Below are 13,080 nucleotides of genomic sequence, written 5' to 3' on the forward strand. Positions count from 1 at the left end.
ACAAATCCTTTAGCGAGTTGAAGGGGGAAAGTATATGAGATATTTAACAGCGGGTGAATCACATGGACCGCAGCTAACAACCATAATTGAAGGAATGCCAGCAGGAATGCCGCTGGTAGCAGAAGATATAAACAATGAGCTTGCGCGCAGGCAAAAGGGTTACGGCCGCGGCAGAAGGATGCAGATTGAAAAGGACCAGGTCCAGATTACTGCAGGAATCAGGCATGGTCAAACTCTTGGCTCACCAATCGCACTGGTGGTTGAAAATAATGACTGGAAGCATTGGACCGGCATTATGGGCCAGGAACCGCTGGATGATCATTCATCCGAAGAAGTGAAAAGAAAGATTTCCAGACCGCGTCCCGGTCATGCTGATTTAAATGGAGCAATCAAGTATGGACATCGCGATATGAGGAATGTCCTTGAGCGTTCATCTGCAAGGGAAACGACGGTAAGAGTCGCAGCGGGTGCAGCGGCTAAAAAACTGCTATCGCTGTTAGGGATTGAGCTAGTTGCACATGTTGTAGAAATTGGCGGAGTAAAAGCAATGAAGCAGGACTTTTCCTCACTGGATGAACTTAGAGAGGTAACAGAGGAATCTCCAGTTCGATGCTTCGACACCGAAGCCGGAAAAGACATGATGGCAGCGATTGATGAGGCAAAGAAAAATGGTGACTCCATCGGCGGTGTCGTTGAAGTCATTGCTGAAGGAATGCCAGCCGGGGTGGGCAGTTATGTCCATTACGACCGCAAGCTAGATGGTAAGCTAGCCGCGGCGATTATGAGCATCAATGCATTTAAAGGGGTCGAAATCGGTATTGGTTTTGAAGCAGCCAGGAAGCCTGGCAGCCAGGTGCATGATGAAATTGCCTGGGAAGAAGAGCGTGGTTATTACCGAAAAACCAACCGGCTTGGTGGGCTTGAAGGCGGGATGACGACAGGAATGCCAGTCGTTGTACGTGGTGTCATGAAACCAATCCCGACGCTTTACAAGCCATTGATGAGTGTTGATATCGATACTAAAGAACCTTTTTCGGCTAGTATAGAACGATCCGATGCCTGCGCAGTTCCGGCTGCTGCCGTCGTTGCTGAAAATGTGATTGCGTGGGAGCTTGCTTCTGCCCTGGTTGAGCAATTTTACGCAGACCGTTTTGACACGCTGAAAGCGACCATCGAGGAACAAAGAAGGACTGCGAGGGATTTTTAAATGCAGCAGGTGAAAATCGTTACAAGTACTAACTTATATCCCGTCTATATTGGGAGCGGTGCGATCCATCTCTTGAACGATTTCATCCAGAAGGCAGCAGATTGCTATACATCAATCATGGTCATAACGGATGAAACAGTTGCAAAGCACCATCTGGATTCTTTTCGGGAGTCGGCCGGTTTAAGCGAGCTCATCGTAAAAATCGTACCTTCAGGTGAGAAAGCTAAAACATTTGATGTTTATTATGATTGTCTTTCTTACGCACTGGAAAACAAACTCGACAGGAAGTCGCTGATTATTTCCTTTGGTGGAGGAGCAGTAGGAGACCTTGCGGGATTTGTCGCTGCATCATATATGCGCGGGATTCGTTTCATTCAAGTACCGACCACGATTCTAGCCCATGACAGTGCAGTAGGAGGGAAAGTGGCTGTTAACCACCCGTTAGGGAAGAATATGATCGGTGCATTTCATCAGCCAGACGCTGTGATTTATGACCTTGATTACTTGAAGACGCTCCCTGCACATGAAGTGCGTTCAGGATTTGCTGAAGTGATCAAGCATTCTCTGATTAGTGATGAGACTTTTTATAGATGGCTAAAGGAACAAATCCATTCACTGGATGCAATAAGCAATTCCCAAATGCTTGAATTCCTGACAAAGGGTATTTCTATCAAAGGTTCCTTTGTTGCAGAGGATGAAAGGGAGAAAGGGATTCGCGCATTTTTAAATTTCGGGCATACGCTAGGCCATGCAATCGAAGCTGAGGCCGGTTATGGAAATGTCACGCATGGTGAGGCTGTTGCGATTGGTATGCTATTTGCCCTCGAATTAAGCAAGGATTTGCTTGGGCTTGATTTTAATTTGGATGAATTAAAGCTTTGGCTTAAAAAGCTTGGATATCAAACGTCCATTCCGAAAGGACTGGAAAGAGGGCAGTTGATCCAAAGAATGAAACAGGATAAAAAATCAGTGAGCGGTACCATTCGTTATGTTCTTTTGGAAGAGGTCGGCAAACCTGCGCTTATTGAAGTAGATGAAAGAACATTGATGACATATCTGAAGAAATTCGAAGAGGAGGTTGGGCTTGATGATTAGGGGAGTAAGGGGAGCCATCACGGTAAGCAGCAATGAAGAAAGGGAAGTTATTCTTGGTGCTGAAAGGCTTTTAAAAGAAATGATCGCTTCCAACAAGATTGCTCCGGGTGAAGTGGCCTCAATATTCATCTCTGCTACTGATGATGTCGATGCGGTCTTCCCGGCAAAGGCATTAAGGAACCTTGAAGGCTGGACCTATGTACCGGTCATGTGCATGAAAGAGTTATCCGTCACGGGCTCGCTTCCAATGTGCATCAGGGTGATGATCCATTTCAATACTGAAAAGAAGCAGGAAGAAATCAGGCACATATATCTTGAGGGAGCAGCTGGGCTGAGACCGGATTTGTAAAATTGTCCTTTTTTACTTTTTCTGCACCGTCAAACAGTGTATGATAAAAACATACTCTTTATTGCTTTAATTAGATAGAGGATTAAAGAATCAGATAGTTGAGGTGGATAAGATGAGATGGAAAGAGCAGCTTTTAAAGCTTAAACCGTACCAGCCAGGAAAATCAATCGGGGAAGTTAAGAGACAGTATGGTTTATCAGAAATCGTGAAACTGGCATCAAACGAGAATCCATTTGGTTCTTCAGAAAAAGTGAGGAATGAAATTGCAGGCTATGCAGGTAAATTTTCGGTGTATCCTGATGGTTATGCTACAGAACTCCGTACAGCTCTTGCAGAGTATTTAGAAGTAAAAGAGGAGCAGATTATATTAGGCAACGGTTCTGATGAAATAATCCAGATGATTGCAAGAGCACTGCTTTCACCACAAACCAGAACAGTGATGGCTGCTCCGACTTTTCCTCAGTATAAACACAATGGAATAATAGAAGGCTGCGAAATTACAGAGATCCCTTTAGTGGACGGTGCACATGACCTGGATGGTATGGCGGCTGCAATCGATGAGAAAACTTCAGTTGTTTGGTTATGTTCGCCGAACAATCCGACAGGGATCCATATAACAGAAGAAGAACTTACTGCATTTATGGCACGGGTTCCTGAAGATGTGCTGGTAGTGCTTGATGAAGCTTATTTTGAATATGTGGATGCTGAGGATTTCCATGATTCAATGCGCCTATTGCAGCAATATAAAAACTTGATCATTCTAAGGACATTCTCCAAAATCTATGGCTTGGCAAGTTTCCGCGTAGGATATGGCATTGCCCATGAGGATACCATCAGGGCACTGGAGCCGGCCAGGGAACCATTTAATGTCAACACATTGGCCCAGGCAGCCGCGATCGCTGCATTGGGAGACCAGAAATTCATAGAAGAATGCAGGCGAGAAAACAGAGAAGGGTTACAGCAGTTTTACGATTTTTGTGATCATGCCGGATTAAAATTTTATCCATCACAAGGAAATTTCATTTTGATTGATTTTAACAGGGATGGCCAGGAAGTGTTTCAGTTCCTGCTTGAAAGAGGATATATCGTCCGTTCAGGCACAGCGCTTGGATTTCCTACAAGTATAAGGGTCACAGTTGGTTCAAAGGAACAAAATGAAGGTGTAATTGGGATTATTAAAGAATTTCTGAATGTGGACACCGCAATATCTAAATAAGGATGTGGATTTTATGGAAGGCCGCGTATTGATCATTGGGCTAGGGTTGATTGGCGGCTCTCTGGGAATGTGTATTAAAGAAAAACATCCGGATTCAGAACTGGTAGGTTACGATTTGGACCAAAACCAGATGAACCTTGCCAAGATGCTTGGTGTAATTGACAGACCGGCAGGAGGCATTGAAGAAGAAGCTTCTGGGGCAGATTTGATCATCATAGCGACTCCAGTCACGATTGCAGGGAGGATCATCGAGACTTTGGCATCCTTGCCGCTGAAAAAGGAAGTCATTATTACAGACACAGGAAGCACCAAGGGGTATATCTCCCAAAAGGCATCCATCCTTTCCGACAAAGGGGTTTCGTTCATTGGTGGCCATCCAATGGCAGGTTCCCATAAAAGCGGGGTAGCAGCTGCCAAGAAAATATTATTTGAAAATGCTTTTTATCTTTTGACTCCTGCCAGCAACGTCATGAATGAGACAGTCGATCGTTTAAAAGCCTGGCTTTCAGGTACGAAAGCCAGGTTTCTGGATGTTTCTCCTGAAGAGCACGATTATCTTACTGGTGTTGTCAGCCATTTTCCTCATATAATTGCTGCTTCGCTAGTGCATCAGGCAGCGCGGGCGGACAAAGAGAAACCACTTGTAAACCGCCTTGCAGCAGGTGGCTTCAGGGATATCACGCGAATAGCTTCCAGCAACCCCAGGATGTGGAGAGATATTTTGCTTCAAAACCGCGATGTCCTGGTTTCTTTGTTGAATGACTGGCAGGCTGAGATGGAACGGGTAAAGGAGTTATTGTCCGCAAAGGATGAAGACAAAATTTATGATTTCTTTGAATCTGCGAAAAAATATCGTGACGGTCTTCCTGTAAAGGATAAGGGAGCGATTCCAAGCTTTTATGACTTGTTTGTGGATGTTCCCGATTATCCAGGTGTGATTTCGGAAGTAACCGGGTACCTGGCAATTGAGAGAATCAGCATAACGAATATCAGAATCATTGAAACCCGTGAGGATATATATGGAGTGCTGGTGATCAGTTTTCAGACACCTGAAGATCGGGAAAAAGCAATGAAATGCATTGGGAAACACACGGAATTCGAGATGTCTGTTGCAGAGTAAATTGAAGGAGCAAAATTATGTCTACAAAAACACTTAAAACAAACAAAACCTCCCTGGAGGGTGAAATTAAAGTACCGGGAGATAAATCCATTTCACATAGGGCAGTCATGTTTGGCTCCATTGCTGAAGGGACCACCCAAATCGAGAATTTCCTTCCCGGAGAAGATTGTTTGAGTACGATTTCCTGCTTTCAAAAACTCGGAGTCGAGATTAACAGGAATGGAAATGAGGTTACTGTTTCAGGCAACGGAATCAAGGGCTTAAAGCCACCGGAAGAAACGCTGGATGTCGGCAATTCCGGAACGACCATCCGGCTGATGATGGGAATCCTTTCTGGACTGCCTTTCGAGTCCCGTTTGGAAGGGGACGAATCAATCGCACGGAGGCCAATGACCAGAGTAACTGTTCCATTGTCAAAAATGGGCGCAAGAATCGATGGAAAGAATAATGGTGAGTTCACTCCGCTGATTGTAAAAGGCGGGAAGTTATCGGGCATTACATATCAATTGCCTGTTGCGAGCGCACAGGTGAAATCGGCTGTTCTCCTTGCCGGTCTGCAGGCCGAAGGTGACACAGTCATCGTCGAACCAGTAAAGACAAGGGATCACACAGAACGAATGATTACGCAGTTTGGCGGCAAAGTCGAACGTGCAGGAGATTCGGTAAAGGTAGTCGGAGGCCAAACACTAAAAGCAGCTAATATAAATATTCCTGGTGACATCTCATCCGCTGCCTTTTTCCTGGTGGCAGGTGCTATAGTGCCAGGGAGTGACATCCTACTTAAGAATGTTGGGCTTAATCCGACAAGGACGGGCATCATTGATGTCCTTGAAGCAATGGGAGCAGATGTCAAGATTGAACCATATGATCAAGAGGCAGCTGAGCCTGCAGGAGATATTAGGATCAAATATTCAAAACTAAATGCTGCAACGGTTGAAGGAGACTTGATTCCCCGTCTGATCGATGAAATACCCGTCATTGCTTTACTTGCCACACAGGCCGAGGGCAAGACGATAATCAAGGATGCAGGGGAATTGAAAGTCAAGGAAACAAACCGAATTGATACTGTGGTAAATGAATTAAAGAAGCTTGGTGCGAATATCGAGGCAACAGAGGATGGGATGATTATTTACGGGCAGCAAAACCTTGCCGGCGGAACCGTTTCTGCTTATGGGGACCATCGAATCGGAATGATGCTGTCAATCGCTGCTCTGCTTTGCCAAAAAGACGTCGTCCTCGAACAAAGTGAGGCAGTCGCCGTTTCTTATCCTGGTTTTTTCGATGACTTGTATAGCTTAGTACAAGAATAAAATAGCAGGAATGAGGGCCATCAAGTAATAAGATGGCCCTCATTCATTTATTAAGGCTCTTTTCTCAAACTTTGTTGCTATTGACTACTAAATGGGATTGAATGATCTAGTTTTATTCATAAAATTAAGGCTTGTTATGAGAAAAGAGCTTGAACACTTAAAAACGAACAGCAAAATGGCTTTATAGCACGTTAAAATCGGCTTTAGGATTTTAACAACAATCTTTCCGAAAACAACTTTTATTAGAGGTAAAAGGAATACAAGCCGTTATATTCCCGGATTTTTTGCATAGTTTGTCATAAGACCGATAAAGGAGTGGTTTTATGGCATACATTATAGAAAATATCCACCTCATGAAGGGACAGGCCCTGATTAATACTAGCATGCTTGTAGAAGGTGACCGGATTATAACGACGACTTCGAGACTCAATCGGCATCAGCATATGAAGATGGATGCGGACAAATATATCATGACCCCTACACATGTCCTCTATGATTCCAATTTGCCTCTGGCAGGTTCCTTTAAAGACAGGAAAGAATATTACTTGAAGAACTTTATCATGAAGGGAAGCACTGTCATCTTCACACCTGTCCGAGTCGAATATGAACGGCAGCTTGAAGAAAAGCTGAAGCAGGCAAAAAGTGATTTGCTGGACAGTCCGATTGACTTTGTTCTTGGAATCTCCATTCCAGTAAGGTTGCTGAAACCCCAATTCATCCGCAAGTGCAAAAAGTTGAAGATACCGGCTATCTTTCTTGAAATCGATGAGATGTGCAGCTTGGAGACCATGCCATGGGGATGGATCAAGGAAGCCTTGTTTCCCTACAACTGTCCGATCATCCCGTTATTTTCAGAAAGCCACCACAAAAAAGAGAAGCAGCAACAGCTGCATGCCTGGAGCAATTTGATGAAAAAGGAGAAGGTTCCAGCCTTATACGAAGAATTGAAGGATGGCTGCCCTGTTTCAAGATCGGTTTTAAAAAAAACCGGTATTTTTCCGGGGAAATCGAATCTGCACAGTGGCGGGGAAGTCAGCTATAACCTTTATAATATTAGTGCAGAAACAAAACATCGTGATGAGCAGGGGTTATTTTTTCAGTCCAAGCATTTAGTGGTGACTGTGGACAAAGGAAAAGTCATTCGTGCAGGAGATGAGGTTTATTATCGTCCAGGAAAGGGAGAGAATGTTATAATCAAGACACCAGGATTTTTTACTGATAACTACTAATTAGACGTTAAGGTACTGCCTGACTAAAAAAACGGACAGTGCCTAATTTTAAGGATAGGATGATAGCAATGGTCGCAGTAAATGAAATAACCAGTCTTATAGAAAATGGACAGCTTGAGAAAGCTATGTCTGCATATAGGGAAATTCTTGAACAAGGCAATGACGAAGAGAAATTCCTGCTTTCAGAGGAGCTTTTCCGTTTTGGGTTTATGGAAGAAACGGAAACTCTGATTGAAAGTTTATTGAAAAACTACCCAGAAGAGGGTGAACTCCATGTCCTGCTAGCAGAAACAAGAATTGAACTCGGTAAAGAAGAAGAGGCTATGCTCACTCTCGAAAAGGTAGACAAAGACGACCCTGCTTTCCCCCAGGCACTTCTTCTGTTGGCTGATTTATATCAAATGGAAGGTCTCTATGAAGTGAGTGAAAACAAACTCCTCGAGGCTAAAAGAATTTTACCGGATGAATCGGTGATAGATTTTGCTCTTGGGGAACTTTACGCTCATCAGGGAAAACTTGCGGAAGCGATTCAATATTACGAAACAGTCCTTAAGGTGCATGAAGAAATCGGCGGGGTAAACATCAACCAGAGGCTGGCTGAAACATTAAGTGCTGGTGGATCATTTGAAGAAGCGCTTCATTTTTACGATATAGCCCTCGAACAAAAGCTGGAAATCAATACTTTATTCGGTTATGCTTTTACAGCACTGCAGGCTGGCTATAATAAAACAGCAATCGAAAAATTCGAGGAATTGAAGACTCTCGACCCTGAATATCACTCACTATATCTCTATCTTGCCAAAGCCTATGAACGGGAAGAAATGGCGGAGGAAGCGTTTGAAGCTGTCAAACAGGGCATTGAGCAGGATGAATACAACAAGGATCTATACTTTTACGGCGGGAAGCTTGCCCTTAAGCTTCCGGATGAGGATACTGCCGAGAAATTGATACGGGAGGCCATTGCGCTGGACCCGGGATTCATGGAAGGAGTTCTTGTCCTGAACAAACTTCTGTTGAAGCAGGAGCGATATGAGGATGTTCTGGAGCTGATCGGTGCGGCGGACTATAATGAAGAAGAAGAACCGCAAATCCTATGGGATGCAGCTATTGCATATCAGCATATTGAAGATTATTCACAGGCATTAAACAAATACCAACTAGCATATACTTTCTTTAAAGACAACAAAGAATTTTTGTCAGACTACGGATATTTTTTAATTGAAGAAGGAAAAATGGGCGAGGCCGCCGAAATTCTAAGTATGTTAGTTGAAAAGGAACCTGGCAATGAAGAATTCCGTGAAATGCTGGAGCGTTTGACGGAAAATCAGTAACCGAAAAAAATTTAAGTTATGCAGAGGAGGGATTCAAAAATGACAACCCCTGTATCTGTCAACGAGAAAAAGGATTTTATCCGCTGGTTTTTGAACCATTATCAGCTGAAAAGGCGGGAATGTGTTTGGATCCTTAACTACTTGATGAGCCATGATCAGCTGATGGAAAAGGTACACTTTGTGGATAATGCCCAGCATTGCCCAAGGGGATTAGTGATGTCGACACATTGCGTGGATGAAGTTCCATTCCGGTTCTTCAAGGAAAATGTGATGACGACCGATGCTGAGAAGTCTTTTCATGATATTCGTTTGAACAGGGAAGAAGAAATCTACATCCAACTGAATTTCCATGCTTCAAACAAAGCCCATCAATTTGCGGCCGTGCTGGAAGAAAACCCTTATATGCCAGGACAGCTCCAAATCAGCGAAAGCGACAAAATGGTGGCAGAAAGATTTCTGGAGGAAAGCATCCACAATTTCCAGAAAGACAAATTGTTATCCCTGATTGACCAGGCACTGGACAGCCAGGACCAGGAAGCCTTCGAACATCTTACAGAGCAATTAAAAAAATTAGGTGCAGTCAACTCTTTATAGCTTGCTAAAAAATAGCAGGCTTTTTATTTTGCCCGTTTTCAAAGTGGTTGGCAGTCTGAGTACGAATGGGTTTTCCCTGGATTATAAGGTTAGACCGTAAAAATAATTTACGCCCCATACGATTCGAAAACAGTATTTAATCATGATATTATAGAATGGATGTAAACAATGGGTTATGATTGCAGAAGATGGAAATCTATGTTTACGATTCTAGCCTAATTGAAAGATGGAGTTGGTATTATGAAATGGGTGGCAGCAGATGTTGAAATGTATCAAAAAGCTGCTGAGTACGTTGACACGGCAATCGTCCCGCTTTTGCCAGTTTCTTTTGGTGAGGACATGAAACAAAATGCTTCAATGGCTGAGTTCACAGGCATCCTTACATCTCAGCTGGAAAAGCAGTTTCGGGGGCGAATTTTCCTTTTGCCTGATTTTGTGTACATAAAGGAAGATGAGGGTAGCCTGGACGCTTTGAAGAATTGGGAAAATAGTCTATTGGACAAGCAGTTCAATCATATCTTTTATGTTACGTCTGACAGCCGCTGGAGGCAGCGAGAAAAAGACCTTAAAGGTAATGTGCTTTGGATGCCGTCCTTGTCCATGGATCAGATGGAGGACCAGCAAAAGGTAGCGATCGTGGATGATCAAGTTAAGCAATTATTATCTTTGTTCACTGAGAAATGGGATGAAAAATAGCCCTCTGTTATTTTTATCACTGCGAAAAATGTTTTCAACATAGTATTATATTGATTTTGTAATGAGATTGATATATCATGGTTATGTCCTAGTTTTAAAATGTGTTTAAATTATGTCCGTTGGGGACTTAACTTGGGAATAGAGGGGGGAATAACGTGAGTAAGCATCGTGTTTCAAGACGTCAATTCTTAAACTATACTCTAACAGGTGTAGGCGGTTTCATGGCTGCGGGGATGCTGATGCCAATGGTTCGCTTTGCCGTCGATCCTGTGCTGAAGGGTGAAGACACGGGAGATTTCATCGCGACTCCATTGAAGATCGCAGAAATCAAGACTGAACCGCAAAAAGTCAACTTTAAATTCAAACAAAAAGATGCATGGTATGAATCTGAAGAAACAGGAACAGCCTGGGTTTTCAAAAATGAAGCCGGGGAAATCGTTGCCTTGTCGCCAGTGTGTAAACACCTTGGATGTGTTGTAGACTGGGGTACAGACAAGGAGCATCCTGAACAGTTCTTCTGTCCTTGCCACTATGGCCGTTATGAAAAAGATGGAACCAATGTTCCTGGTACACCGCCATTAGCACCTTTGGATGTGTATCCGACAAAAGAAAAAGATGGATTCCTTTATGTAGGAAAAGCTCAACCACGAAAGGGGGCGTAATCATTGTTAAACAAAATTTACGATTGGGTAGATGAGCGTTTGGATATTACGCCTTTGTGGCGCGATATCGCAGACCATGAGGTACCTGAGCACGTTAACCCGGCGCATCACTTTTCTGCGTTCGTGTACTGCTTTGGCGGTCTGACGTTTTTCATCACAGTCATCCAGATTCTTTCCGGTATGTTCCTGACAATGTATTATGTTCCGGACATCAAGAATGCCTGGGAATCTGTGTACTACCTTCAAAATCAAGTAGCGTTTGGACAAATTGTCCGCGGAATGCATCACTGGGGTGCGAGCCTTGTCATCGTCATGATGTTCTTACATACACTTCGTGTGTTCTTCCAGGGCGCTTATAAGAAACCTCGTGAATTGAACTGGGTTGTCGGAGTACTGATTTTCTTCGTAATGTTGGCTCTTGGCTTGACAGGATACTTGCTTCCGTGGGATATGAAAGCATTATTCGCAACCAAGGTTACATTGCAGATTGCAGAAGCTGTCCCATTGATTGGGCCATACATTAAAATTCTGCTATCCGGACATTCAACAATCGTTGGTGCCCAAACCTTGACACGATTCTTTGCGATTCACGTATTCTTCCTGCCTGCAGCACTATTAGGCTTAATGGGAGCACACTTCCTGATGATTCGTAAGCAAGGTATTTCTGGTCCATTGTAAAATTTGAATGAAAACGTTGCGCGAATTGAGATTCGTTCAACTATACGGAAAAAGGAGGGGATCGCTCGATGCATCGTGGTAAAGGTATGAAGTTCGTAGGAGACTCACGTGTCCCTGCAGAACGCAAGCCTAATATTCCGAAAGATTACTCGGAATACCCTGGCAAAACGGAAGCGTTTTGGCCTAACTTCCTATTGAAAGAATGGATGGTTGGTGCTGTTTTCTTAATCGGATACTTGAGCTTGACCATTGCTCACCCGTCTCCGCTTGAAAGGATTGCCGATCCTACAGATACGGCTTATATTCCATTGCCAGACTGGTATTTCTTATTCTTATATCAATTGCTGAAATATTCTTATGCTTCAGGTCCATATACTGTAATTGGAGCTATGGTAATCCCGGGTCTTGCATTCGGTGCATTACTGCTGGCGCCATTTATTGACCGCGGCCCTGAGCGCCGTCCATCAAAGCGTCCACTTGCTACAGGATTCATGCTGCTGGCAATCGCTTCTGTTTTCTACCTTACTTGGGAATCAGTTGCGACCCATGACTGGGAAGCTGCAGAGAAACAGGGGCAGATTGTGGATGTGGAAATCGATAAGAATTCTGATGGATACAAAATTGCCCAGGCACAGACATGTACTTCCTGCCATGGCGGGGAACTTGCCGGCGGTGCTGCAGCACCGAGCCTGCTTGAAACAAAATTGAACGCTGAAGAAATCGCAGATGTTGCAAAGAATGGTAAAGGTAACATGCCTGCAGTTTTCAAAGGAACGGACGAGGAACTAAAGACATTGTCTGAGTTCATCGACGGTCTAAGCGAATAATAACGAAAGGAACCTGTAATCAAACTTGCAGGTTCTTTTTTATTGCACAAGAGACATGAAGAACTTGGTTTATTTTCAATAAACTGTAATAATAGTGATAGAAAAAAAGGGAATGGAGTAGTCGTATGATAAAGAAAATATATCCTTTGCTAGGAAACAGGTCCATACTCTGGCTTTTATTCTGGGTAAATGTTCTGGGTACCGCTTACGGATACTATTGGTATAAATGGCAGCTGGTAGATACGCCGCCGCGCTTCTTGCTTTTTGTGCCTGATAGTCCAACAGCCAGCTTGTTTTTTGTATTCGTGCTTGGTGCTTTTTTGTTGGGGAGGAACTGGCCGCTAATGGAAGCGTTGGCAATCGTCAGCCTCGTCAAATATGGCCTATGGGCGGTTGTCATGAATCTGATGGTGTACTTCGTCTCTGGGCAGCTGGATTGGATCGGACTAATGCTGATGGCTTCACATTTTGCCATGGCAGTGGAAGGAGTCCTTTATGCTCCTTTCTATCGGATGAAACCGTGGCATCTGATTGTTGCTGCTGTGGTCGTCCTGCATAATGAAATCATCGATTATGTTTTTGGAATGATGCCAAGGTACCATACGCTAGATTTATACATGGACCAGATAGGATACTTTACATTCTGGCTGAGTATTTTCTCGATTGCGGTGGGATATTACTTCGGACTAAGGCCGGGCCGCTTCTTTCTTTCGCTAAAAAGATCAAGATAACACCTTGAATTTTGGTCTAACCTTGTCCACCCCTT

14 protein-coding genes are annotated in these 13,080 nt (G+C 43.7%); all 14 read left to right on the plus strand.

Annotated features, from left to right (window positions below; genetic code table 11):
• Window positions 1–34 precede the first annotated feature (34 nt).
• Window positions 35–1,207: a chorismate synthase gene (gene aroC, locus FS736_RS10830; RefSeq protein WP_144476791.1), complete on the plus strand. Its 1,173-nt coding sequence runs from the start codon at window positions 35–37 to the stop codon at window positions 1,205–1,207.
• Complete coding sequence (aroB, locus tag FS736_RS10835) at window positions 1,208–2,302, plus strand: 3-dehydroquinate synthase (protein ID WP_144476794.1); 1,095 nt, start codon at window positions 1,208–1,210, stop codon at window positions 2,300–2,302.
• Window positions 2,295–2,651 carry a chorismate mutase gene (gene aroH / locus FS736_RS10840; RefSeq protein ID WP_144476797.1) on the plus strand — a complete coding sequence of 119 codons (357 nt, stop codon included), beginning with the start codon at window positions 2,295–2,297 and terminating at the stop codon, window positions 2,649–2,651. Before aroB ends, aroH begins: the two co-directional genes overlap by 8 nt.
• A 112-nt stretch (window positions 2,652–2,763) precedes the next feature.
• Complete coding sequence (gene hisC / locus FS736_RS10845; RefSeq protein ID WP_144476800.1) at window positions 2,764–3,867, plus strand: histidinol-phosphate transaminase; 1,104 nt, start codon at window positions 2,764–2,766, stop codon at window positions 3,865–3,867.
• 13 nt (window positions 3,868–3,880) lie between these two features.
• Entirely contained in the window at window positions 3,881–4,987 is a 1,107-nt protein-coding gene (locus FS736_RS10850) for a prephenate dehydrogenase (RefSeq protein ID WP_144476803.1), read from the plus strand.
• Between the two features lie 17 nt (window positions 4,988–5,004).
• A complete protein-coding gene (gene aroA / locus FS736_RS10855) occupies window positions 5,005–6,297 on the plus strand; it encodes a 3-phosphoshikimate 1-carboxyvinyltransferase (RefSeq protein WP_144476806.1) in 1,293 nt (430 codons plus the stop codon).
• A gap of 323 nt (window positions 6,298–6,620) precedes the next feature.
• A complete protein-coding gene (locus FS736_RS10860; protein ID WP_144476808.1) occupies window positions 6,621–7,526 on the plus strand; it encodes a hypothetical protein in 906 nt (301 codons plus the stop codon).
• Between the two features lie 68 nt (window positions 7,527–7,594).
• The gene (locus FS736_RS10865) at window positions 7,595–8,857 is read left to right on the plus strand and encodes a tetratricopeptide repeat protein (RefSeq protein ID WP_144476813.1); all 1,263 of its coding nucleotides are present in this window, start codon (window positions 7,595–7,597) and stop codon (window positions 8,855–8,857) included.
• A 39-nt stretch (window positions 8,858–8,896) separates the two neighbouring features.
• Window positions 8,897–9,451 carry a ReoY family proteolytic degradation factor gene (locus FS736_RS10870; protein WP_144476816.1) on the plus strand — a complete coding sequence of 185 codons (555 nt, stop codon included), beginning with the start codon at window positions 8,897–8,899 and terminating at the stop codon, window positions 9,449–9,451.
• Between the two features lie 240 nt (window positions 9,452–9,691).
• Window positions 9,692–10,147, plus strand: coding sequence for a YpiF family protein (locus FS736_RS10875; RefSeq protein WP_144476819.1), 456 nt, complete (start codon window positions 9,692–9,694; stop codon window positions 10,145–10,147).
• Between the two features lie 155 nt (window positions 10,148–10,302).
• Window positions 10,303–10,809 carry a ubiquinol-cytochrome c reductase iron-sulfur subunit gene (locus FS736_RS10880; protein ID WP_144476822.1) on the plus strand — a complete coding sequence of 169 codons (507 nt, stop codon included), beginning with the start codon at window positions 10,303–10,305 and terminating at the stop codon, window positions 10,807–10,809.
• Window positions 10,810–10,812: 3 nt separating this feature from the next.
• A complete protein-coding gene (gene qcrB, locus FS736_RS10885) occupies window positions 10,813–11,487 on the plus strand; it encodes a menaquinol-cytochrome c reductase cytochrome b subunit (protein WP_102263395.1) in 675 nt (224 codons plus the stop codon).
• 68 nt (window positions 11,488–11,555) lie between these two features.
• On the plus strand, window positions 11,556–12,314 hold the full coding sequence (locus tag FS736_RS10890; protein WP_144476825.1) for a menaquinol-cytochrome c reductase cytochrome b/c subunit: 759 nt from the start codon (window positions 11,556–11,558) through the stop codon (window positions 12,312–12,314).
• Window positions 12,315–12,442: 128 nt separating this feature from the next.
• Window positions 12,443–13,045, plus strand: a complete 603-nt coding sequence (lhaT, locus tag FS736_RS10895; protein WP_144476954.1) for a lipoprotein heptaprenylglyceryl N-acetyltransferase LhaT — start codon at window positions 12,443–12,445, stop codon at window positions 13,043–13,045.
• The last annotated feature ends 35 nt before the right edge of the window (window positions 13,046–13,080 follow it).

The organism is Cytobacillus oceanisediminis 2691 (genome assembly GCF_007678455.1).
GTDB classification, from domain to species: Bacteria; Bacillota; Bacilli; order Bacillales; family Cytobacillaceae; genus Mesobacillus; species Mesobacillus oceanisediminis_A.

Excerpts from the sequence above, each read along its gene's own strand:
- FS736_RS10850 (WP_144476803.1), top strand. The coding sequence starts at position 3,881 with ATGGAAGGCCGCGTATTGATCATTGGGCTAGGGTTGATTGGCGGCTCT.
- hisC (WP_144476800.1), top strand. The coding sequence starts at position 2,764 with ATGAGATGGAAAGAGCAGCTTTTAAAGCTTAAACCGTACCAGCCAGGA.
- aroA (WP_144476806.1), top strand. The coding sequence starts at position 5,005 with ATGTCTACAAAAACACTTAAAACAAACAAAACCTCCCTGGAGGGTGAA.
- FS736_RS10890 (WP_144476825.1), top strand. The coding sequence starts at position 11,556 with ATGCATCGTGGTAAAGGTATGAAGTTCGTAGGAGACTCACGTGTCCCT.
- FS736_RS10870 (WP_144476816.1), top strand. The coding sequence starts at position 8,897 with ATGACAACCCCTGTATCTGTCAACGAGAAAAAGGATTTTATCCGCTGG.
- aroB (WP_144476794.1), top strand. The coding sequence starts at position 1,208 with ATGCAGCAGGTGAAAATCGTTACAAGTACTAACTTATATCCCGTCTAT.
- FS736_RS10875 (WP_144476819.1), top strand. The coding sequence starts at position 9,692 with ATGAAATGGGTGGCAGCAGATGTTGAAATGTATCAAAAAGCTGCTGAG.
- aroH (WP_144476797.1), top strand. The coding sequence starts at position 2,295 with ATGATTAGGGGAGTAAGGGGAGCCATCACGGTAAGCAGCAATGAAGAA.
- FS736_RS10860 (WP_144476808.1), top strand. The coding sequence starts at position 6,621 with ATGGCATACATTATAGAAAATATCCACCTCATGAAGGGACAGGCCCTG.
- aroC (WP_144476791.1), top strand. The coding sequence starts at position 35 with ATGAGATATTTAACAGCGGGTGAATCACATGGACCGCAGCTAACAACC.
- FS736_RS10865 (WP_144476813.1), top strand. The coding sequence starts at position 7,595 with ATGGTCGCAGTAAATGAAATAACCAGTCTTATAGAAAATGGACAGCTT.